This window comes from Sphingobacterium sp. Lzh-3, from assembly GCF_046764375.1.
Lineage (GTDB): Bacteria > Bacteroidota > Bacteroidia > Sphingobacteriales > Sphingobacteriaceae > Sphingobacterium.
The window spans coordinates 4,601,494-4,623,264 of record NZ_CP177226.1; the positions used below are offsets into that span (position 1 = coordinate 4,601,494).

A 21,771-nucleotide genomic window follows, 5' to 3' on the forward strand; every position below is an offset into this window, starting at 1 on the left:
ATATAAGAGCCAATTACAGACGAATCTCACCAATAGAAATTTAAAATAATTTTAAAACACTAATTTCTAGCTATTTATTTTTCTACAAGTAATAGAATCTCTTAAACGACGGAGCGCCAGTTGGATGTGTCGGTCAACGGTATTCGTAGAAATTTCCATAATGGCAGCCGTTTCATGATAGGTAAAGCCAAGTTCCTTGACTAAAGTAAAAGCCATTTTACACTTGGAAGGCAATTCGTCTATGATCTGCTGTATAATTTTCAGGTTTTCGCTTGAAATATATTCTTGCTCCACACTTGGATATTGATAGTTAAAGTCAATAATTTCTGAAATATCCACATGGGTATGCTGTCTTTCAAGGTATTTTATGGCATTATTTCTTACAGACCTAAAAAGATAAGTTTTGATGTTTTCAATTTCCATTAACTTATCTTCCAATAGCCACAATTTCATAAAAATTTCTGAAATAATATCTTCAACCGGAACTGGTGACTTAATAATTGCATGACCAAAGTCATATAAATCGGGGTAAAATTTTTTAAATAACGTTTTAAATGCAAACTGGTCTCGATCGAATACAATTGCATACCGCAATTCAGTCCATAAAAAGGGATCTTGATTCAACTTTTGCATTTAAATAAAAATATGAAATGGTCTATGGGAAATAAAGATATCAATTTTTGCAAGAATATAAGAATTTTAAAAGAAGCATTATCGGCTCAACATTTACTAATCACGATATTATTCACTGATCGACCAACTGCTGTACTAATTGGATTATAAGCGGGATAGAAACTGCGCCAATACGTAATCGGACCAGAATCCCACCTTTAGATTATTATTGGAATCCTATCTATATAATCTTTATGCTAATATCTATCTGGCTCAAGGTGATATTGAGAAGGCTCCAGTAGCGGGACAGCAAGCGCTCCAGCTATTGCCCCAATTTGATCCTGTCCATCACACTGGCTTATAGCGTTGTATTATTAACGTCAGTCGTTACAGGACTGCGACACAACAGGATGCTCGGCAGGGACTGAAACAATCTTGGGCTTACATTTCACACTTTTTTGGCAATAGTAAATTAATCTATCTACTTCCTGATGGACTTGAAGACTATTAGAATAAATATGGAAAGGAGTCATGGGCAGCCTGCTGCATTTTTCTATATTTGAAGTAAATGGAACTCATATCTTATCTACTTAGGCACATAAAATTGAACAACGCCGAATGCGAAGCTATCGACAAAGCCTTTAGTAAACAAACTTTTGCGAAAGGTATTATTCTGGCACATCCAGATAATCACCACCAAAATGTTTATTTTATTGAAAAAGGATTATTACGCGCTTTTTATAACTTAGATGGAAAAGATATCACCCATTATTTTTTCGACGAGAATAATTTCCTGGTATCTTTTGAAAGTATTTTTTTTAACCGTCCTCACCCCTATGGCAAACAAGTATTGGAAGAAGCAAGTCTGCGTATTATCCCGTATAGCAAACTTGATGAACTCTGTAACAGCATACCCGCTTTTAAAGACTTCCGGCTGCAAGTATCGTTACAAGTGATTAGTATGTTATCCGATAAAACTCTTGCATTACAATTTCAGACTGCCGAGCAGCGCTATAAAAATATGGTCGACAAATTTCCTGGCATATTGCTACGAACCTCCCTGGGACATATTGCTTCCTATCTGGGTATTACCCAACAAACACTAAGCGTGATACGTGCGAGCAGGTAACTGATTTCATTTTTTAAGATATCTTAAAAACACTGTAGATTTTTATAATTTGCTTTGCAGTATGAAATCATTAAATATGAAAAAAATACTATCATCCCTTACTATCGTTTCCATGGCAATAATGAGTGTTGCACAATCCTCTAACGATAATTTTGCAGGTAAATGGAAAACTGAAGAGGGCTTCATTATCACCATCTCTTATAGCCACGGAAAATTTTCTGGTCTCGATCCCAAAGGCCGTCCAACACTCTATAATGTGCGTTTTGAAAAAAATGAGTGGAAAGGGACTGTGGAAAACCACGACACTGGACAAAAGGGCAATTGCGAAATGTACCTGCAGGGAAAAAAGTTAAAAATAGTAGCTCATAAAGGCATTTTTTCAAAGACTTTTTATTGGGTAAAGCAATAGACAACGCTGGTTATCGTTCAAACGCTGTTTAGGATGCACCAATACTGGTATTCATAGCTGGAGCTATTTTAAATGAAATATAATATCGTGTTTTATTTAAGCTGAAAATACCGATAATATATAAATTTAAGCCTAAATATCATTCGGGGAGCCGATAAAGACATCCATAATATCGCTCCCCAATCATTGGCCTATAGCGCGATTAAGTAGCTATCCTTACCCAAAGATCCATTTTGACGCCCGCGGGATTATTTTATAAAAAGTAGCCACAAAGCCCCAGGAAATTAGGAAAACAAGGGCTGCAGTCATAGGTATTTTTAGTGATATTGGAATTGAAAGAACATTGGCCAACCAATAGCCAAGCCCTACAACAAAATAATGTACTAAATAGATGCCAAAGCCACATTTTGTAATATTTGAAAAAATGCTTCTCATCTTTACCGACGTCAACTTTACAGTACGTACTAACAAGAAAATGGCTAAAGTCATCATGAATACTTGAGGAGAACAATATAAAAAGAACAGCTCGATCTGTTCTTCACTGGCAGCCGGATTGGAAGCCATCCATTTAAAGCCGGTATGTGTAATTGTATAGCCGATTATAAATAAAGGTACACTCACTAAAAATGTCTTGGGAAAAGACCAGGTTTTTAGGTGATGAGTCAATACATACCCAAGTAATAAATACCCATTAAAACCCGCAAAATAATAAAATGTACCAAAAGTATTCCAGGCACTAAGGCCAAATAGCTCTTTTGAGAAAAATGAATAGGCATAAGGCAAAACCAGTGTACATAACCAAATTCCCAAAAATACCTTCTGCTGCCCCGAGGTCGACTTTTCAACCCATGCGGAAAAGAAAGGCATGTAAAGATATAAACCGATCAACATATAAATATACCACATGGGTACGGTATAAACATTGAATTTAATTGGAATTAAAGAAATTTGAACAAGTGCGCTTGCTAACGACTGTGATGAATCTTTGGCAGCATAGGCAAATACATTTGAAATGATCGTTGGCGGAAGTCCCAATAGTCCTGTTATCCAAGGGAAAAGGTTGTAAAGTACCGACCACAATAAAAACGGAACAGTAATACGCAACAGACGCTTTTTATAAAACTCACCCATACTCATTTTCACAGGTAGCAACAGTAATCCGGTAATCATCACAAAAATAGGTACACAGGCCCTTAGCACCGACCCGTAGATGGAGCCCCAATAGTTAAAATCCGTATTAGACCTTGCTTCGGCCGATACATTGAATGGATCTGAACAATGAATGGCGATTACCATGAATATTGCGATAAAACGCAATACATCTACCCAGGCAATTCGTTGCTGATCAACATGTGCATTAGAAATTTGCATACTCAATATAGTTGGTTAAGATGCAAAAATAAACAATCCACCCTGGAGTAATTTTTAAGTAGTTAAAGAAATAGCGCTATTTTCGAAGTGCACATAACGTCACATGTGATATGCCAAGAAAAGACGCTATGTATCCCAAATTTACCCGCTGAGCCAATTTTGCATGGTTAACCATAAAATCTTCATATCTTTTCTCGGCCGAAAGATATAAGCGGTTGATTAACCGACGTTCCATCTCGACAAAAGCTTTCTGATGGACGTATCGCATCCAGTTAGCAATATCGATATAATCACGGGAAAGCATTTCCAGTTGATCTATTGTCATATAATATAAAAGTGAATCTTCGAGAACCTGTACTGTTTCAGTCTCATACCCTGACACAAATCCGTGAAAACTATTTGTTGAATAAAGTAAATCTCCCTCCTTGCTAAACCAGGAGGTTACCTCTTTTCCATCGCGTATGGTGTAGGCGCGGGCAATACCTTTTTCGACAAAATAAATGTTCTTATCGCTTCTATCTGGCTGTATTAGTTTTGTCTTTTTAGGAACGCTTAGCATGGTTAAATTGCTTAACAATATTTCCAAAGGCTCTTTTTTTATATCGAAATGAGCTCGTATAGCTGCGATGATGTGATCCATTAAATGTTATTCTCAATTGTTGGATGAGTGACAAAACTAATGAAATCAAATGTATAAAAGAATAAAAATTGCCTAACGAAATGATAACGCTCAAAAAAGTGGAGTAAATTATCTAAGCTTTATTTCAACAGGCAATTCGCAATGTCGTAAGAAAAAACGGCTTCTGAACTAGTATTTTCTGAAGCTATTTTTGACTAAGTTTCCATTTTTTTAGACAGTACAGTGAATCTGAATTCCTTCTTTATATATTGGGTTTCTTAGGCCTGCTTTGAAATTTTTTAAAAAAGTAAAGAACCCACAAAAACTGGATGTATCCGTACACCGCATCTTCAACCGGAATCGTAAGCACCCTGATCCCCATAAATTCCATGGGATTGTAGTTTACTATCGGAGAATCCAACCCTGTTCCGGTGAGTATACCATTGACAGGTAAAAAACCCAACATTAGCAAGGTGAAGACTACAGAGGCCTGCGTAATCCATTGTATCCGAAATGCAAAGTGAAAAAGCAGTAATGTCACGATAGTCACCGTAGCGGTAACAACTGTGTAGATTCTGTCGGCATATCGAAGTGCCACCACAGCACATATAATGACACTCACAAAGACTACGATATTATTAAAGGCAGATAGCGATTGTAATCTAAAAAATTTATCGATACAGAAATAAGTAAATATACAGGAAAAAGGGATAAATATAAAGAATAACCATTCTTCCAATGGTAAACCTGCTATAACCAGGCCTAGGGTGTACCTTGTGTCAAACCACCATACTCCCTTACTGGTAAACCAGACATCCCAAGCGATAAAAAATACAGCAACAAGTGCCGCTGACTTTAAAAATGGGACAAACTCACGATCGAATCGAAGCCGCTTGTCGAAGGATGCGACAAAACAGATTACGACCGTAAAAAATAAGATAAGCGAGTAAGTATATGGCATCATATTTTTTCATTGTTAGTATACATTTTAAAGTATTTCATCGGAACATATAAAAAGCCAAAACATTCGCCCTCCTCTTTACCCAAATGTTTATGATGTTGTTTATGGGCACGACGAAGCGCCAAAAAGTAACGGTTATTTGTTTTACTCAACCATTTGAAACGTTGATGGATAAATATATCATGTACAAAGAAATATGCCATACCATAAAGCATAATCCCTAATCCAATATAAAACAGATAATTGTATCCCCTTAACGAACCAAAATACATCAACGCGATTGTAGGAAGAGCAAAAATGATAAAAAAGTAATCATTCTTTTCCAAAAAGCCCGAATTGCTATGATCATGATGATCGCGATGTAATACCCAGAGAAAGCCGTGCATAATATACTTATGGATAAGCCAGGTTGCGCCCTCCATAGCAATAAAAGTGACCAATACAGTAATAAAATTCATAGCTTTATTTTATAAGTAAGCAGCTTTGTAACGCAGATAACTTTTTAAAGCAACATAGGCTTTTTGTACATTTGGTATCCTCACCCTGCTTTCCAAAATCTCCTTTGAGGATTTTTTTCGAATCTTCGAAAACAGGGAAAGATAATATTTGTAAGCCAGATAAACGCCAAATTTTGCCGATGCAGGCAATTTTTTAATTCCCAAAAGCGCTTCCTTAAATTCGCTGTGTATCTCATCCTCAATCTGGCTTTTGAGTGCATTATCAAAGACAGCCATATCCAAATTCGGAAAATAAGTACGCCCAAGAACATGGTAATCGTCTTTAAGATCCCGCAAGAAGTTTATTTTCTGAAATGCGGAGCCTAGTTTCATAGCGTAAGGTTTTAACTCCTCATAGCGCTGTCTATTACCTTCTGTAAAAACCTGTAAACACATCAATCCCACCACTTCAGCCGAGCCATAAATATATTCTTTATAGCGTTCAGAATTATAGTCCACTTTATTCAGGTCCATTTCCATGCTGTGTAGAAATTGGCGGATTAGCTCGACGTCGATAGCATACTTATGTACCGTCTCCTGAAAAGATTGTAATATCGGATTTAATGAGATACCTTCCTCTAAAGCACAGTTTGTCTCGAGATATAACCGCGCCAACAGCCGCTTCTTATCATATCCATGAAAACTGTCCACGATTTCATCAGCCAATCGTACATAGCCATAAATCGCATATATACTAGCCCTAATGGAGGGCTTGAGCGCCAAAATACCGAGCGAGAAACTTGTACTATATTTTTCAGTTGTTTTTTTGCTTACTTCATAAGCGAGTTCATCAAATAGCTTTTTCATGGTCTTATGTTTTACGATATAATTCAATGGCTTCTTTGGCAACAATTTTCCCTGATAAAATGGAGGGAGGCACACCGGGACCAGGAACCGTTAGCTGACCTGAATAAAAAAGATTATGGACTTTCTTATTTCTGATCTTGGGTTTCCATACTGCTGTCTGTTTCAATGTATTTGCTAGTCCATAAGCATTTCCCCCGTAAGCATTATAATCGCTGATAAAGTCGCTCACACAGTAACTCCTCTTGTATGCAATCTGTTCATATAGGTTTTTTGTACCGGTATGCTTTTCCAAACGCTTCAACATCTTAATTAGATATTTTTCACGTGTTTCATCATCATCCGAGATAGCAGTTGCCAAGGGCATTAATAAGAAGAGATTCTCACTGTCTGCAGGAGCAACATGCGGATCCGTTTTGGATGGACAACATACATAGAACAGCGGATTTTGAGGCCATTTTTTTTCACCATAAATACAGTCGATATGATCATCCAACGGGTGCTCAAAGAACAGTGTGTGATGCGTTAGATTTGGAATGGACGATTTCATCCCTAGGTAATAGATCAAACTTGAGGGGGCAAAGGTCCTGCTCTTCCAATAATCATCATCGTAGTTTCTCAACTCCTTGGCAAGTAGTGTTTCGATATGGTGATAATCGGCCGATGCAACCACGAGATCAAATGGATGATTCACACCATTAACAACTAATGATGTGATCTTATTCTTTTCAATATTTAACGTATCAACATTATGATCAAAATGGAAAGTGACACCTTGTCTCTCCGCTACTTGCTGCATCGCCAGTACTAACTGAAAAAAGCCCCCTTTGGGATAATGGGTTCCAAGCGCATAACCGCCGTAGTTCATCAGGCTATATAATGCCGGAATATCCTTGGGTGAAGCGCCCAAAAATATAACGGGGAATTCCATCAATGTCCGCAATCTTTGGTCCTTAAAATATTTGGCAACATAGGATCTAAAATTAGAAAGCAAATCTAGCTTAAAAGCACTAAGTGCAATTTTTGGAGAGAGAAATTCGCCCCAATTGTGACAGGGTTTATTCACAAAATCCCGCATGCCCACTTCATACTTAAATTTTGCAGCTTCCATAAATCTATCCAACTGCGTACCAGCCCCAGGTTCGATCTGTTCAAATAATTGTTTTAACTCCTGATAGGATTCAGGTACACGAATCTGTCCAGAGTTAAATATCATTTCAAATTGTGGATTGAGTGATACAAGTTCAAAAAAATCAGCAGTACAACACCCAAAATCTAAAAAAAATGATTCAATGATGTCAGGCATCCAGTACCAGCTCGGTCCCATATCAAATCTAAATCCTTCTGTCGTACTAAACTGTCTCGCCCTTCCACCGGGCTGCGTATGTTTCTCAAAAACATGCACATCGTATCCTGCCTGCGCAAGATAGGCCGCCGCTGAAAGACCCGAAAAACCTGCACCAATAACTGCTACTTTCTTTTTCATTTTTGTTTATTTTAACTCCCTATGCGAGGGTAACATCCAGATGGACCTTCCATTACCGCAATGGACAATGTGTGCATTAAAGTATCTTATTATATCCATAATTTGATCTGCCTATTAATCATCAGATTTCGGAGGCGACTTTTTCAAAAAGTGTAAAAGACAACAAAAAGCCAGCTATTCCTATTACACTTCGGACTGAATTATAACTTCACTTGTTCCAGCAATTTATCAGGTGCAATATTTCTATCATAGATTAATTGATGAAATTTGCTCAATTTATCCAATAGACTTATCAGTGTTATTTTTTCACTGTAGGTCAAATCACCTGAAACAATCTGGGTAGCATGACGTATTTTTCCCATTTGTCGATCCAACGCCGATAAGCCATTTTCTGTGATATAAAGCACCTTACTTCGTCGGTCTTGCTCTGAATCTTGCTGACCGATCCATCCTTGTTTGATCAAACGATTTATAATCGCCATGCCGGCGGGCTTTTCATGAATATTCCGCCTGATCAATTCCATTTTTGTCATCTCGCCAAACGACCTTAAGGTTATAAGGTATATAAACTCCTCTTGTGTAGAAAAATCAGATTCCCAAATAGCTGCCTTTGAATAACTTTTTGCAAACCTATTCATATGCACTATTAATGTGCTGATCACACTCTCTGGACTACGACCATTTTCCTTACCGTCCCATTCAGGTTCGACCAGAACATCGGTTTCTTTTGCCACTACCCAACGTTTAAATCCATCCGCGTCGGTACTGTAGATTCCATCTACGTTCTCCTGTTCAAATTCCTCTACTAATACAATGATTTCTTTTAAAAGCTGATATTTCATACACTTTATTTAGAACATAAATATACTATATTTGTTTTGTTTTTTTTAATAAAGATTTTTTTTAGAATAAATATAAACCATAAATCTTATCTACTCTTAATTTTGACCAACTGCAACTCATATCGGGTAGAGACTTGCTTTTACTTATAAAAAGACTTTTGTGCCAATTGGTAATCGCTTTTATTATTAATCGTGCAACATTTTTTTCCTGAGCTCGACTAACCTATAGTCACTAACTGCAAACAATGGTCATCAAACTTTGCACAAGAACCTTAATTAAATGAAAGTCTTAAAAAAAATTGCCCTAGTCTTCCCATGCCTGCTTCTTTTCGCCATAGCTCATGGTTCATCTAATAGAATTATCCTTTCGCGCATCGATTCAACCTTTACTGTTACGGGCAAAGTAGTCGATTCGCTTACAAAAGAACCCGTTCATTTAGTTTCAATATACCTGATGGATCATCAAAGTAGCAGCACCCCTATCAAAACAGTGGTGACAAATGAAAGCGGAGACTTCCAATTAAGCTATAGTCAGCGCTCATTTTACCTAAAAATCAACCACCTTGGCTTTCAGCCTCAAATAAAAAGAATCGAAACGCCGAACGGTAGCGATATAGATATCGGTACTATAGAACTTCATAAGATTGACAATAAACTTGAGGAGGTTACAGTTTCCTCCAAGAGACCTACCTTGGAGCTAATTACCGGTGGGTATAGATTTAATGCGGAAAACAATATATTAGGCAATAGTACAAATATAGCAGAACTGCTCAAGCAGGTACCGGGATTGACCGTTGATGAAATAGAAGGTAAATTACAGTTGCTTGGAAAGGGAGCTACTGTATTGATAAATGGGCGGAAAGTCAATTTGGGTGGTCAGGATCTATTGAACTACCTGAAATCTCTACCGAGCAACGAGGTCTTGTCTGTTAATGTACTTACCAGTCCGGGTGCGGCCTATGACTCCGCCGGAGATGGAGGTATCCTCGATATCAGACTTAAGAAAAATTCCAATTTGGGCTTCTTTGGGTCGGCAAGTACAGCTGTTTCTACCCTTTGGGGAACGGACCAATCGCTCAATTTAAATCTTAAAAAAAGTAAGTTTGAAATTTCATTAGGTTATAATTTTTCATACGGTGAAAACCTGCATAAACGAAACGATCTAATAAAAAACTATTACTTACCTGATTCCAGTTATAGCTATAGACAAGAACAGGTTAGCGAAAGGTCCCAAAGGACACATTCCATGAAAACCAATACCCTCTATAATATTGATTCGACGAGTACGCTCTCTTTTAATTATTGGTACGCCAGCTTTAATGGTAAATTTCCAAATGAACGAGACGCCACGATCTATAATCGGAAGGATGAATTCCAAAGGCAGCTTAAACAGCTGGACCTCATGTTTTTGGATAATAATTTCCATATCGTCGATTTGATTTATGATAAAGATTTCAAAAAGAAAAGCAAGCTTTCAATCGGCCTGAATTACGCGAAATACTCGAATGAAAATAACACTTCATTCTGGAGAAAGGCATATGATTTTTCTAACATAGCAATAAATTCTTCAGAAAATGGTAGCAGAAATTTTATTATTACCAGACCATATGAAATCTGGACCTTCAATACAGACTACAAAACTAACATCGGAAAGGGTACTGATCTAAAATTCGGCGCAAAATATGCCCGTGCAAATACAGAAAGTTTCTTTGAGAATCTAGCCACAGATGGAAATACCGTCGGAGGAGAAGTAAATAGCGAAAATAAGGTTCAATATAACGAAAATATACTTGCTGCTTATTCTTCTCTTAATGGTAAATATAAACATTTCTCCTTTGATGTAGGCTTGCGACTAGAATCATTCGATTATAAATTACTATCCGTTTTAACTGACGAACAGATTAAAAACAACTATCTTAATTTATTTCCCAACTTTAATATACGTTATGATTTCGAGGACCTTAAAAACAGCATTGCTTTATCGGGGAACAGAAGAATCGAACGCCCAGGTTATAACATGCTCAATCCATTTGCGGTGACCAATAATCCTATCTATTTTACCAACGGTAACACACATTTGAAGCCATATTTTGCAAATAGGCTAGATCTGCAATATTCGCACAAGTGGAATAGCAACCACTCACTGATATTTTCTTTATATGGAAACTCCTCGAAGAATATGTTTACCTATATCTCAAGATATAATGCGGAGGTTGGAAGTCCAGAGTTTAACTACTATAATGATTATAATCTAAACCAGATTGGAGCTTATGTCATGTCGCAAAACAAATTTGGAAGCAGCGTGAATGTCAGTACATATTTATCGGCCCAACGACCGACTTTCAGATCGAATAATACAGCAGATATTTTGTTACCTGGGATTGTCAACTTTAGTGGGTCGATCAACACCTTTATTAATATTCTGCCAAAGACTACTGTTCAAATACTCGGCTTTTATGCTTCGAAAAGAAATAGTTTTCAAATGCAATATGGGGCAACAGGATATATTACGACGGGTTTACAACAAAAAGTGCTTCGGGACAAGTTAAATATATCCCTGACGATTGAGGATATTTTCAACTTACAAAAAGCACCTATTTCCAGTTTAGGCAATGTGATTAGCATTGAAACAGTGAATAAATTGAAGTCTCGCTATGCAAAATTGAGTTTCAGTTACAATTTCGGAAAAACCTTCTCCGCAAAACAGACCAAAAAGCTGGAAAAAGATTCGAGGATAGATTAACCCATCAATACGTTAATCGTCAAAGATGATTCGTGAAGCATAGTGCTGGATTTACTTGAGTTTAGAAAATAGCTTAAATACAGATAGACGTCAAGATACTGCGAATTTAAAACGATTCCACACGAATTGAAATTCGCATGAAAATTTAAAAAGCGTTGTTTTTAACTTAGTCAGATAAAGATGTGAAAGAGAACATTAATTATGAACGAGACTATCATAGAATTCGATAACAAAAAACGTCTGAAATTGGCGCTATTTGGCTTACTGTTGACGATAGCGGCTTTGGCATTTGCTTACTATATTTTCTTTGTCGCTGAAAAAATAAGAATTTTCCCTGGAGCATTGATGTTGACCTTAGGGGGCTTAGGATGTTATTGTCTAATTGGCGGAGTAAAAAGCCTATTTGTTAAAGATCGGACTGGCCTAATATTGAACGCAAATGGCGTTCGATATCATGGTACGCCAGTAGGAATAAAGGCTGGGACTGTAAAATGGACTGCTATTCAATCTGTCTCGACAGGAATGGCCCATGGTGTCCATTTTGTTTTTTTGAAGCTACACCATCCCGAAAATTATATGCAGCAGTTCTCTCCACAAGTACAACAACATGTACTCGAAAATGGAATAGCCGTTTCGGCAGATCAATTGTCGCTTGATTTTAATACACTCAAAAAATTGATAGATGAGTATTATGAGCGGTATACGCGATAATAAGTAAGAGGGAAAAGACTCGCCATAAACATGCCCCTATAAAAATCTTACAGAGATTTGTTTCTATTAATCGTATCAAATTGTTGTATTACAAATCCAGTTGGATACCTAAATTCGCTATTGTTCCGCTTCCTTTTACATAATAACGGCCTTCATTTGTAGCTCCCCTCACCTCCGCGTGCAGTGGAAAGTAATCATTATTAAGGATATTATTAACTGAAAAAATGAACGCCAGATTCTTTAATTTGTAGCGTGTTTGGACATCCATCAGACCATAGCCCGAAATCGGATATTTGCCATAATTATATTCAGAAGGTTGAAACACATCGCGTTTCCCTAAATGTAAATACTGCAGATAGACATTCCACCGATCTGTCAATTTGAAATCTGCATTGATATTTATTTTAAAAGGTGAAATAATGGAATTATCCAATTTATCCTTATATTTTCCCTCATTTTTCAAATCTTGTCTACCATCCATATACCCGAGTATAGTACCAAACTTCAACCAGTCAACAGGGGTTACATCGACAACCAATTCCAAACCATAAATACGTTGAGGCACTTGAATCAACTCATAATTACCTGGCGTTGAAGTCTCTGCGAAAGCACTCCCCTTTTTGGAAGAGCTATAGTATCCTGTCAATTGGTAACTTAACATAGCATAGGTTCCATTTAGCCCCAACTCAAAATTATTGACCACTACAGGCTTCGGATCAATTTGACTCAAAGGTACTCCATTCCGTAATACAAGTCCCACATCGCCGATAGAATACCCTTGTGAAAATGATACAAAGGGCTGCAGGTATTTTAATTTATTATACCTTCCTGCCAAGTTGAATACAAATGCGTTTGAGTTGCTCTTATCTCCAGGAGTGACTTTCCCTGCTTTTGTTAGATCTCCAACCTTGAAATCCAAGTTTTCGTATCGCACCCCACCTTTCACTATCCAGTAATCGGCGAGATTAAATTTACTTTGAAGGTATAAGGCACCACTTTTCATGTTCATATCGGGTGTCACTAATCCATCGCTCAACGTTTTTTGAACCGTGTGATCCTTTAAAAGATCTACTCCATAAATTAAAGTTACCTTATTGCTGTTGGATAGATCAAAGGGCGTACTAAAATTTAGTCTGGCTCCCTTATGATCAGAATATGTTTGGTTGTAGCTTTCAAATACCGTGTTCATATCTTCATAATACAGACTCATATTTGCTGAGGTTCTACCAAAGTTACCATCATACTTTACATGAAAAGCTTTATTGTAAGGTGTCCCACCGTTAATCACTGTATCTGAAGGTATCCCTATAGCAGGTTTACTGCCAAACTCCCCCTTAGTGCCAACATATTTACTATCCTGAACACTTCTATAATAGTTCCCCATAAGTTCAATACGATGATTATCGTTAATCTGATAACCAATCTTCGCTAAGGCATTATAACTTTTTGTCTCGCCCAGGCCATAAAATGGACTTACAATGGTACCATCGGAGCTACGTACCACACCTGTTCGCGCAATCTTTCCTTGCACAACATAATCAAACTTGTCTTTCGATCCCGAAAATACTTGTGCCAAATTATACCCGTATGTTTCATCTGGTCTGACCAAGCTTAGGGAATTATTTAAAGAGGTTGAAGAATGAAAACTCCTGTCTGTCTTCGGCTTCTTAGTAATGTAATTAATTATACCACCTGCGGCGCCATTTCCATACATGGATGAAGCCCCATTAATAACTTCAATATGGTCTATTGCACTAGCATCAATCGTCTTCATATCTCTTCCACCATTTCTTAATGGAGTCGATTGAGGAATTCCATCAATAAGTACCAAAAAATTCCGACCACGTATTTTAGCAATAAAATTGTTTTGGCTTTCCTCACTGGGAGAGATACTGGGTACTTTCTGCATTAAAATATTGGGTAGGTTGTCATTTATCAGACGTTGATCTTCTAAGGTCTTACCGCCGATATAGGTAATTGATGATGGCACTTCGTCAATACTTTCAGCCAGTCGGCTCGCCGTTACGACAACTTCATTCAAATGATTACTTGTTTGCTCCATGACAAAGTCTGGGAGCTCGAGGGTTTCCCGTTCCAGTGCGATCTGCGATTTGATTTCTTGAAAACCAATATGCTTTACGGTCATGGAGTGAATGCCTTTAGGAATCTTTGAAAAAATAAAATTCCCTTCATGATCAGTCTTGGCGCTATTTATCCCATCAATATTGATATACACATTGGACAAACCTTTCCCTTCTGAATTTTTCACCTTGCCCTTAATTGTCCCCGATTCTTGATCATTACCATTTTTCTTGACAGCAATCGGTCTTTCCCTTGAAAAACTTATTGCTGGAATTATGGAAAAACTTAAAACCAAAAGACTGCTCGCCAATGTTGTTTTTTGGGTAATAAACCAAGATCTTGTTGTTGTTTTCACGTGTTGAAGGTATTTAAAAAATCACTCGTCCTGTCCGCATATTGATATCTGTCTATTTCCAAACCTTTCTATCTGGGAAAGCCTGATCTGAAAAAGATATAATTACTATTTAGACTAATTATTATTAATGGCAAATATAGTAAAGTTAGGAAATACTTAAAGCTAAAAATTTAGAATATGAATCCATTATCGATACAAGTAACAATTTCTCGATTACAGTTGGCAGGCGTTATCCCCATTACGACAACAGCCGTAAATAGCGAAATATTAAAAAGTTGGAAACATACTGACGCTGCGAAATATGCACATGCGAATGCACTTTCCTTGGTGATGCCTAATTATCAAGCTTTAATAGAAAGCTATTATAAAGCATAGGAAGTCGCAGTAGAAAGCAAATAAGTAAAAATAACGCCCCTTTTCTTAATGATTATTATTTCGTTGAAAAACAAAATATATCATAATTCCACTCATGCAAATTAAAATGGATCCCAGAAAAAATGGCACTCCCGAAAATTGAAATAGCGCTTTATCCTGTGTAAAATAATAAAATGAGTTTGTCATTACTGGAGGTCCAATAATAGATGTTGCACTTACCAAACTTGCCAACGCTCCCTGAAGTTCACCTTGTTCATTTGAAGGAATACTCTTGCTAATAATAGATTGCAGTGCGGGTCCACAAATTCCGCCTAAGGAATATGGGATAAGGAAAACAAACATCATCCATCCTTCACTAGCGAATGCGAATAGCATAAGACCGACCGCATAAAAGAATAATCCAAAATATACGCTTTTCTCGTCGCCTAATTTAGGCGTTACCCATCTTATTAGAAACCCCTGTACTAATCCAAGCAATAATCCGAGCAACCCAAGTGATAAGCCAACCGTCCGTTCTGTCCAACTAAACTTATACATGGTAAAGAAATGCCAATTACTCTGCACGGCGTGAAGAGCGATATAGACCAAAATCAAGGCAACAACAAGGCGCGCTATTTTCGATTGTTTTTTCAGAAAATTAAATGTTCCAATAGGATTCGCACGTTTCCAATCAAATGGTCGTCGTTTATCCTTATCTAAACTTTCCGGCAGGAAAAACCACCCATAGAGAAAATTTACTAGGCATAATAAAGCGGCTGCATAAAAGGGTACTCGAGCGCCGTAATATCCAAGTAAACCACCGATTACCGGGCCCAAGATAAACCCCATACCAAAAGCTGCGCCTATTAAACCAAAATTTTTGGTTCTATCTTCATCCGTGGATATATCAGCGATGTATGCACTAGCAGTTGAAATACTAGCCCCAGTCAGCCCAGCAATGATTCTTCCCAAAAAGAGCCAACTGATAGATGGCGCCAATGCTAATAATATATAGTCGATGGCAAATCCAAAAAGAGAAATTAAGATAATTGGGCGTCTACCATATTTATCACTGAGATTGCCCACTATAGGCGCACATATAAATTGTGTAATAGCATAAGCAAAGCCGAGCCATCCTCCATATTTTGCTGCTTCACTAAGGTCTCCACGAATAAGTTCTGCAATGAGTTTAGGAACAACTGGAAGTATAATGCCCCAACCTGTAATATCAATCAACAGGGTAATAAATATAAACCCGATAGCTGCTTTTTTTCCTGTATTTTTCATGCCGTAAAATTAAACAGACGGGAAAAGGAGCTATTGACAATTTAATGGTGTTTACGTACCATTTGAAAGCTAATTCTACTTGAAAATCTGTAAATGCCTTCGATAGTTAAACGAATACCATCTATCACACATTTCGATAAGTTGTTGGTGACAAACCAACAATTCGTTTGAAGTATCTGCAAAAGACGCTTGTTTCTTCAAAATGAAGTTCATTACTGATTTCTTTGATTGATAAATTAGAAGATTTTAATAATGTTTTAGCATGTAGAATTGTGATATGATCAATCCATTGTAATGCAGATCTTCCAGTTTTCTGTTTGAGGAAAGTTGAAAGATATTGAGGTGTTAAATGTAGTTTTTCAGCGTAAAATACAACACTTCTTTGTTGCCCGGCATACGTTGAAACAAGCAGATAAAATTCATCGATAATCTCATGCGTACGGCTTTTCACCAAATTTTTGTTATTTGGTAATTTAGAATAGACTTCAGAAATCATACTAACTAGCACCATGACGAGATGCCGTAGCATTTGTGTCTTATTGGGACTTGCTTTTTTATGGTAGAAGTTTTGTATAAGGGTCAATAATTCATTTTGGAGTTTAATTTCTTCCGATTGAAGTCTAATAATTGGCTGCCATCTTATTTGATTGTTCATTACAAACTCCCGTAGAACAGGAAATTCTGTAATGAAATCCAATGAAAGACCGATTGTTATAATTTCAGCATCTTCACTCAATGATTTTGTGTCGATCATCACTTGTGGCTGCAAAATAGCAATGTCCCCTTTATTTACGTCATATTCTAAGAAATGAATTTGAGATTTCATAGATCCCTGTACCATAAAACCTAATAATAAACCATCAAATATGCGGCTATGACTTGTATACTTCTTCCCAGGGCCATGTCGTTGACTAAGTATAACTATTCCTTCCGTCTTTTTTGAAAGGTCAAGATTATACAATTGATAGACATTATCCAAAGTTATTAATAGAGCCATGTTCAAATGTCGTTAAAAAAAAACAGCATAACATGTGTTTTTCATTACTTTTACCATTTTCCTAAGGGAATCAACGTCCTAAGTCGCAGAAATTGAATAAAAAGCCGTTATACTAATGTAAAACGGCTTTTTTTATAAGTTTTCTTATCAAGTTACAAAATTACGAAACGATTCTATTTAGATATTGTTCTTCAATAAAGAATAATATTATATGGAAGACCTATTATATTCGGTAGCTATTAGCGTAATGATTGTTTGGGCGGTTACTTTTGTGGGCGGATTCATAACAGAAGATTTTATTCATATTCTATTAATTATTGCAGCTATAGCATTTATATTTCGCGCAATAAAGGGTATTAGTACTTCTAAGGTGCACCAACCTCAACAGTAAGTCAAAGCTATTCGTAAACAAATAGACCGGCAATAAAAATGACAATCCCAAACCAATTAAATCAAAATCAATGGTACGATAGGTATACGAAGAAGAGCGACTTCGACTCCTGTCAAAGAATTTTGGAGGCTTTATGTGGCCACACGAAAATGAGGTATGGCATGATACGTAGGAAAATTGGCCGTAAATGGGGGAATTGGTGCGTTTATGACTATCACTCTCAGAAGATCGTCAATAAAAACAGTGAAAACTACGTTAAAATATATCAGGAAATAAGGAAAGGTTTCTCACCTATTTACATTGACGATAGCGAGCAATGTTCTGTCGACGAATGGACACAAGTTCTTCATGAATTCGGTTTAAAAAGCTATATCTCTTATCCAATTATTAACAAAAATAATTCTATTGTTGGACACTTGAGTTTCATGAATGCGGAACCCGTACACTTCGACCCAATTAAATTGGAGACGTTGCTCCCTGTTTGCAGTGATTTGATTGCAATAGATTTTAAAACTGTCATTGAACGTAGAAATACGAGAAGAAAATTAGAACAGGAACTTAGGTATTCCAAAAACAGAGAACTGGTCTTATCGTCCTTGGCCCATGACTTAAATAATCCTGTCAGCATCTTAAAAGTGATTTCGCAATATCTTGGCGCAAACATTAAAGATGAAAGTCAAAAAAAATTAATAAAGAAAATAGAAGAGGCTTCATTACGGGTGAAAGGAGTGATAGATGATATTTTAGATTTCAGTACGATCCGTCTTCAAGGCAGACTAATTAGAATTAATGATCATTACCGTATGGATTCATTGATTAAGCAAATCTTATCGGAATTTGAAGTATTACATAATAGAACGTTAATCGTCAACATCGACCTTCCGGTTGATGTGCCTTGTGATCATCAGAAAATGGGGCGGGCTTTCGCTAATTTAATTGGAAATGCTATAAAACATGGTAATCCTCATCAAAATATCGAAATAAATGCATGCATTAAAAAAGAAAATTTTGTTTTTAGTGTTACAAATGAGGTCACCTATCCGCAATATTCAGATCTTAAAGATCTATTTAAGCCTTTCGTAAAAGGAGTCAATAGTAATGGACTCGGATTAGGATTATTTATTGTGAGTGAAATAGTTAAAATTCATAAAGGAAAGATAGTCGTAAGTTTAAAAGACAATAAAATTACGTTTAACCTGAGGATCCCCATAGATTTAACTAACGTTGTTCAATTATAGAGAATAAACAAATATTTCAGCGAGCATTAGTTGTCGCTGAGATGCTTTATTCAACAGAAAAGGGTGCGCTATTCACACCCTTAGTCTTATCAGGTATGTTGGATATTGGGTACCGGTGCGTGTTCTTCAATAAGTTTATCATGTTTCAACTCTTTCCAAAAGTCGGCGGGAATCTTTGCCTCAAAGGAATGTGCATTTTGCACGGCCTGTTCAGCGGTATGTGCTCCGGGTATAACACCAGACACTGCGTCGGGAGCGGCTGCAAATTGCAATGCTGCTGTACGAAGATCTACAGCGTGATTTTTCGCGACCTGTTGCAAAGCATTTAGCTTTTCTTTAACACCGGCAGGAAACTTCCCATCATAGAGATAACGATCTTTACCCGATAAAAATCCAGCACATAATGGCGCTCCTACAATAATGGAAATATCTCTTTCAGCAACTTTCGGGAAAATCTGATTCAGTTCATCGTCATGTTTAATCAATGAATACTGGCAGGCTGAGAGAAAAATATCTGGATCAGCAACTTCCAATGTCTGTAAGATAGGCGCAATGGTATTAACTCCCAGTCCCCAACCTTTAATAACACCTTCTTCTCTCATCTTAGTCAATTCGGGCATTGCTCCGTGAATAGCTTGCTCAAAATAATGTGTATAGCTGTCTTTCATATCTCCATTGTCAGGTGAAAGATCATGAATAAATACCACATCAATGGAAGATAATCCCAAGCGCTGTAGACTATCTTCGATACTTCTTCTCACTCCTGAAGCGCTATAATCATATTGGTAAGCAAAATTTAATTTTCCTTTCCATAACGATTGCTCCATTTTAAAATCCTCCCGTGGCAACATTAATCGGCCTACTTTTGTTGATAGCGTAAAACTTTCTCGAGGCTGATCTTTTAAAAATAAGCCCATCCTACGTTCGCTGATACCCAAACCATACCATGGCGAGGTGTCAAACAATCGTATCCCTGCATTCCAGGCGGCTTCGACTGCCTTTAAGCATTCGACATCTGAGTTGTGCTGAAATCCATTTCCCAATGCCACTCCGCCAAATCCAGCTTTGTTGGCGGGACGGAATCTTTTCTTTTGTATTAAATTTTCGGTTGTTACCATCTTATAGTATTTTATTACTCGCTATTATTTATGTTCGCTTGTCTGCCTGGCCGCAAGTTCATCATGTGCAGTTAGGTCAAGACGTAAGGGGGTAATAGAAACCAAATTGTGTTCTACTGCCCAGCGATCAGTACCCTTTTCAGCAGGTTCTAATGGCACTACTGTGATCCAATAGTTTTTCCTTCCCATAGGATCCTCTCCAGGCACCACACGGCCATCATATAAACGTACTGATTGTCTTGTCCAGGAAAGCCCTTGAGGTTTAGGCGGAAAATTCACATTATAAAGAGCAGGGCCCTTATTTTTCAGTAATATCTTGAGCACGTCGATTGTCCACCGAGATAGCCCTTCAAAATCAGGTTCTGTCTTTCCAACAGGTGTACTCAATGCAATACCCGTAATCCCGAGCAATGTTGCCTGCTTTGCCGCAGCCAATGTTCCTGAGTGCCACATTGAATTGCCTAGGTTTGGTCCCATATTAATACCTGAAAGCACAACCTGCGTATCTGGAAACATATGTAAACCCAAGGCCACACAATCTGCCGGCGTTCCATTGACCCTAAAGGCATCAATATCTGCAAAAGTAACAGGCGCACGCCGATAGCTTAAGGGCCGGGAATGCGTTATAGCGTGACCCATTGACGACTGCTCAACATCGGGTGCCACAATCTTTACCGTTCCAAACTCTCTCGCCGTCTGTGCCAGTGCCGCAATCCCCGGTGAATAGATACCATCGTCATTGGTGATAAGTATATTCATAACTGTCCTTTTCTATGAAAACCAATCTCAAGCATGCTTTGTTCTGCTGTTATGAAAGAACAGGGCAAAAATATCAGGTTAGTACACAATCCTGCTGCTGGAGATGACTCGAATGGAGACAAAGACCAACTATGTCAATTGATTGAAGATCTTGGCCACAATTGCACCGTAGTAACAAAAAAAGATGCTGTCAAAAAGATCGACCCACAGACGGATATCATCGCCTTGGCCGGCGGTGATGGCACCATAAGAATGACCATTATGGGGCTATTGGAAAAAAAACTAAGATTTAAGAGGCCGATCGCCATATTACCACAAGGCACTGCAAACAATATTGCTATTTCTCTCGGTATTCCTCTCGACTGTGAAAAAGCTATTGGTCTTTGGAGAAACGCTCTACTTAAAAAATTCGATGTAGGGATGGTCATAGGATTAGAAAAAAAACCTCTATATTTTATTGAATCTATCGGTTTTGGGGTATTTCCTACACTAATAAAAAAAATGGATAAAAAAAAAACGGAAGATCTTAGTGCAGAAGATGAAATCAAAACTGCACTAAGACAGCTCCGCAAACTGGTGGAAACATTTCCCGCTACCACACTGAGACTTACAGTAGCTGGAAATAACTATGAAAAAGAGTGCATACTGGTTGAGATCATGAATATACCAAGCATCGGACCAAGGCTAGTGCTTGCTGCTGATGCTGATCCTGGTGATGGACAGTTTGATATCATCATTGTCACTGTCGATCAACGTCAGGAACTTATAAACTATATCGATGGACTATTGAATGGAACAAACGTCGAATTTAAAATAATACCTATCCGGACGAGTCGATTAGCAATGGAATGGGAAGGCAAAGAAATACACATCGATGATGAGCGCAAGAGTTACTTTGGCCAACAATTGAAGCTTACCTTGCTGCATGGTATAGTTGAAATTATCACAGGCAATAAATAAGATACGATTTCAGCCAACGATAATGGTTCGAAAAATGTTCTCTTTT

At 37.5% G+C, this 21,771-nt stretch carries 21 protein-coding genes; 8 read left to right on the forward strand and 13 right to left on the reverse strand.

Translation table 11 applies throughout. The features are described from left to right. Positions 1-66 precede the first annotated feature (66 nt). Positions 67-633 carry an RNA polymerase sigma-70 factor gene (locus ACLCDV_RS19385; protein WP_317664757.1) on the reverse strand — a complete coding sequence of 189 codons (567 nt, stop codon included), beginning with the start codon at positions 631-633 and terminating at the stop codon, positions 67-69. Between the two features lie 583 nt (positions 634-1,216). On the opposite strand from ACLCDV_RS19385, the gene ACLCDV_RS19390 reads away from it, so the two are divergent. Next, positions 1,217-1,741: a Crp/Fnr family transcriptional regulator gene (locus tag ACLCDV_RS19390; RefSeq protein ID WP_411972005.1), complete on the forward strand. Its 525-nt coding sequence runs from the start codon at positions 1,217-1,219 to the stop codon at positions 1,739-1,741. A gap of 76 nt (positions 1,742-1,817) precedes the next feature. Then, entirely contained in the window at positions 1,818-2,150 is a 333-nt protein-coding gene (locus ACLCDV_RS19395) for a hypothetical protein (protein WP_411972006.1), read from the forward strand. A 216-nt stretch (positions 2,151-2,366) separates the two neighbouring features. Here ACLCDV_RS19395 and ACLCDV_RS19400 read toward each other — a convergent pair whose 3' ends face one another. The 7 genes from ACLCDV_RS19400 to ACLCDV_RS19430 all read right to left on the reverse strand — a co-directional run bounded on the left by ACLCDV_RS19400 (position 2,367) and on the right by ACLCDV_RS19430 (position 8,730). Then, positions 2,367-3,521, reverse strand: coding sequence for an acyltransferase (locus ACLCDV_RS19400; RefSeq protein ID WP_317664753.1), 1,155 nt, complete (start codon positions 3,519-3,521; stop codon positions 2,367-2,369). 76 nt (positions 3,522-3,597) lie between these two features. Continuing rightward, positions 3,598-4,107 (reverse strand): Crp/Fnr family transcriptional regulator, encoded by a 510-nt coding sequence (locus tag ACLCDV_RS19405; protein WP_236582780.1) that lies wholly within the window; start codon positions 4,105-4,107, stop codon positions 3,598-3,600. Positions 4,108-4,402: 295 nt separating this feature from the next. Next, positions 4,403-5,104 (reverse strand): lycopene cyclase domain-containing protein, encoded by a 702-nt coding sequence (locus ACLCDV_RS19410; protein WP_411972007.1) that lies wholly within the window; start codon positions 5,102-5,104, stop codon positions 4,403-4,405. Then, a complete protein-coding gene (locus ACLCDV_RS19415; protein ID WP_317664751.1) occupies positions 5,101-5,559 on the reverse strand; it encodes a sterol desaturase family protein in 459 nt (152 codons plus the stop codon). Before ACLCDV_RS19415 ends, ACLCDV_RS19410 begins: the two co-directional genes overlap by 4 nt. A gap of 9 nt (positions 5,560-5,568) precedes the next feature. Continuing rightward, the gene (locus ACLCDV_RS19420; protein WP_317664750.1) at positions 5,569-6,405 is read right to left on the reverse strand and encodes a phytoene/squalene synthase family protein; all 837 of its coding nucleotides are present in this window, start codon (positions 6,403-6,405) and stop codon (positions 5,569-5,571) included. 4 nt (positions 6,406-6,409) lie between these two features. Beyond that, positions 6,410-7,888: a phytoene desaturase family protein gene (locus tag ACLCDV_RS19425; RefSeq protein WP_317664749.1), complete on the reverse strand. Its 1,479-nt coding sequence runs from the start codon at positions 7,886-7,888 to the stop codon at positions 6,410-6,412. Between the two features lie 200 nt (positions 7,889-8,088). Then, positions 8,089-8,730, reverse strand: a complete 642-nt coding sequence (locus ACLCDV_RS19430; RefSeq protein ID WP_317664748.1) for a MarR family transcriptional regulator — start codon at positions 8,728-8,730, stop codon at positions 8,089-8,091. 280 nt (positions 8,731-9,010) lie between these two features. On the opposite strand from ACLCDV_RS19430, the gene ACLCDV_RS19435 reads away from it, so the two are divergent. Continuing rightward, on the forward strand, positions 9,011-11,473 hold the full coding sequence (locus ACLCDV_RS19435; protein WP_411972008.1) for an outer membrane beta-barrel protein: 2,463 nt from the start codon (positions 9,011-9,013) through the stop codon (positions 11,471-11,473). Between the two features lie 201 nt (positions 11,474-11,674). Further along, a complete protein-coding gene (locus tag ACLCDV_RS19440; RefSeq protein ID WP_411972009.1) occupies positions 11,675-12,184 on the forward strand; it encodes an STM3941 family protein in 510 nt (169 codons plus the stop codon). 88 nt (positions 12,185-12,272) lie between these two features. On the opposite strand, the gene ACLCDV_RS19445 is transcribed toward ACLCDV_RS19440, so the two are convergent. Continuing rightward, on the reverse strand, positions 12,273-14,621 hold the full coding sequence (locus tag ACLCDV_RS19445; RefSeq protein ID WP_411972010.1) for a TonB-dependent receptor: 2,349 nt from the start codon (positions 14,619-14,621) through the stop codon (positions 12,273-12,275). A gap of 177 nt (positions 14,622-14,798) precedes the next feature. Between ACLCDV_RS19445 and ACLCDV_RS19450 the strand changes: the two genes are divergently transcribed. Then, the gene (locus ACLCDV_RS19450) at positions 14,799-14,996 is read left to right on the forward strand and encodes a hypothetical protein (protein ID WP_411972011.1); all 198 of its coding nucleotides are present in this window, start codon (positions 14,799-14,801) and stop codon (positions 14,994-14,996) included. 45 nt (positions 14,997-15,041) lie between these two features. Here the strand turns inward: ACLCDV_RS19450 and ACLCDV_RS19455 are convergent, their stop codons facing one another. Both ACLCDV_RS19455 and ACLCDV_RS19460 read right to left on the reverse strand, forming a co-directional pair. After that, the gene (locus tag ACLCDV_RS19455) at positions 15,042-16,262 is read right to left on the reverse strand and encodes a TCR/Tet family MFS transporter (protein WP_343570170.1); all 1,221 of its coding nucleotides are present in this window, start codon (positions 16,260-16,262) and stop codon (positions 15,042-15,044) included. A gap of 124 nt (positions 16,263-16,386) precedes the next feature. Then, positions 16,387-17,259 (reverse strand): helix-turn-helix domain-containing protein, encoded by an 873-nt coding sequence (locus ACLCDV_RS19460; protein ID WP_343570168.1) that lies wholly within the window; start codon positions 17,257-17,259, stop codon positions 16,387-16,389. Positions 17,260-17,470: 211 nt separating this feature from the next. Here ACLCDV_RS19460 and ACLCDV_RS19465 point away from each other — a divergent pair, with 211 nt between their 5' ends. Continuing rightward, positions 17,471-17,650, forward strand: a complete 180-nt coding sequence (locus ACLCDV_RS19465; protein WP_088162479.1) for a lmo0937 family membrane protein — start codon at positions 17,471-17,473, stop codon at positions 17,648-17,650. Positions 17,651-17,688: 38 nt separating this feature from the next. Further along, complete coding sequence (locus ACLCDV_RS19470) at positions 17,689-18,888, forward strand: ATP-binding protein (RefSeq protein WP_411972012.1); 1,200 nt, start codon at positions 17,689-17,691, stop codon at positions 18,886-18,888. A gap of 89 nt (positions 18,889-18,977) precedes the next feature. On the opposite strand, the gene ACLCDV_RS19475 is transcribed toward ACLCDV_RS19470, so the two are convergent. Both ACLCDV_RS19475 and surE read right to left on the reverse strand, forming a co-directional pair. Next, a complete protein-coding gene (locus tag ACLCDV_RS19475; protein WP_411972013.1) occupies positions 18,978-20,006 on the reverse strand; it encodes an aldo/keto reductase in 1,029 nt (342 codons plus the stop codon). Between the two features lie 24 nt (positions 20,007-20,030). Beyond that, positions 20,031-20,765 carry a 5'/3'-nucleotidase SurE gene (surE, locus tag ACLCDV_RS19480; protein WP_317664729.1) on the reverse strand — a complete coding sequence of 245 codons (735 nt, stop codon included), beginning with the start codon at positions 20,763-20,765 and terminating at the stop codon, positions 20,031-20,033. A gap of 51 nt (positions 20,766-20,816) precedes the next feature. Between surE and ACLCDV_RS19485 the strand changes: the two genes are divergently transcribed. Then, positions 20,817-21,725, forward strand: a complete 909-nt coding sequence (locus ACLCDV_RS19485) for a diacylglycerol/lipid kinase family protein (protein ID WP_411972014.1) — start codon at positions 20,817-20,819, stop codon at positions 21,723-21,725. Positions 21,726-21,771 lie beyond the last annotated feature (46 nt).

What these genes read in the sequence shown, in the direction of transcription:
- ACLCDV_RS19385 (WP_317664757.1), bottom strand. Translation starts at nt 633, where the DNA reads ATGCAAAAGTTGAATCAAGATCCCTTTTTATGGACTGAATTGCGGTAT.
- ACLCDV_RS19395 (WP_411972006.1), top strand. Translation starts at nt 1,818, where the DNA reads ATGAAAAAAATACTATCATCCCTTACTATCGTTTCCATGGCAATAATG.
- ACLCDV_RS19400 (WP_317664753.1), bottom strand. Translation starts at nt 3,521, where the DNA reads ATGCAAATTTCTAATGCACATGTTGATCAGCAACGAATTGCCTGGGTA.
- ACLCDV_RS19410 (WP_411972007.1), bottom strand. Translation starts at nt 5,104, where the DNA reads ATGATGCCATATACTTACTCGCTTATCTTATTTTTTACGGTCGTAATC.
- ACLCDV_RS19415 (WP_317664751.1), bottom strand. Translation starts at nt 5,559, where the DNA reads ATGAATTTTATTACTGTATTGGTCACTTTTATTGCTATGGAGGGCGCA.
- ACLCDV_RS19420 (WP_317664750.1), bottom strand. Translation starts at nt 6,405, where the DNA reads ATGAAAAAGCTATTTGATGAACTCGCTTATGAAGTAAGCAAAAAAACA.
- ACLCDV_RS19425 (WP_317664749.1), bottom strand. Translation starts at nt 7,888, where the DNA reads ATGAAAAAGAAAGTAGCAGTTATTGGTGCAGGTTTTTCGGGTCTTTCA.
- ACLCDV_RS19430 (WP_317664748.1), bottom strand. Translation starts at nt 8,730, where the DNA reads ATGAAATATCAGCTTTTAAAAGAAATCATTGTATTAGTAGAGGAATTT.
- ACLCDV_RS19435 (WP_411972008.1), top strand. Translation starts at nt 9,011, where the DNA reads ATGAAAGTCTTAAAAAAAATTGCCCTAGTCTTCCCATGCCTGCTTCTT.
- ACLCDV_RS19440 (WP_411972009.1), top strand. Translation starts at nt 11,675, where the DNA reads ATGAACGAGACTATCATAGAATTCGATAACAAAAAACGTCTGAAATTG.
- ACLCDV_RS19450 (WP_411972011.1), top strand. Translation starts at nt 14,799, where the DNA reads ATGAATCCATTATCGATACAAGTAACAATTTCTCGATTACAGTTGGCA.
- ACLCDV_RS19455 (WP_343570170.1), bottom strand. Translation starts at nt 16,262, where the DNA reads ATGAAAAATACAGGAAAAAAAGCAGCTATCGGGTTTATATTTATTACC.
- ACLCDV_RS19460 (WP_343570168.1), bottom strand. Translation starts at nt 17,259, where the DNA reads ATGGCTCTATTAATAACTTTGGATAATGTCTATCAATTGTATAATCTT.
- ACLCDV_RS19465 (WP_088162479.1), top strand. Translation starts at nt 17,471, where the DNA reads ATGGAAGACCTATTATATTCGGTAGCTATTAGCGTAATGATTGTTTGG.
- ACLCDV_RS19470 (WP_411972012.1), top strand. Translation starts at nt 17,689, where the DNA reads ATGACAATCCCAAACCAATTAAATCAAAATCAATGGTACGATAGGTAT.
- ACLCDV_RS19475 (WP_411972013.1), bottom strand. Translation starts at nt 20,006, where the DNA reads ATGGTAACAACCGAAAATTTAATACAAAAGAAAAGATTCCGTCCCGCC.
- surE (WP_317664729.1), bottom strand. Translation starts at nt 20,765, where the DNA reads ATGAATATACTTATCACCAATGACGATGGTATCTATTCACCGGGGATT.
- ACLCDV_RS19485 (WP_411972014.1), top strand. Translation starts at nt 20,817, where the DNA reads ATGAAAGAACAGGGCAAAAATATCAGGTTAGTACACAATCCTGCTGCT.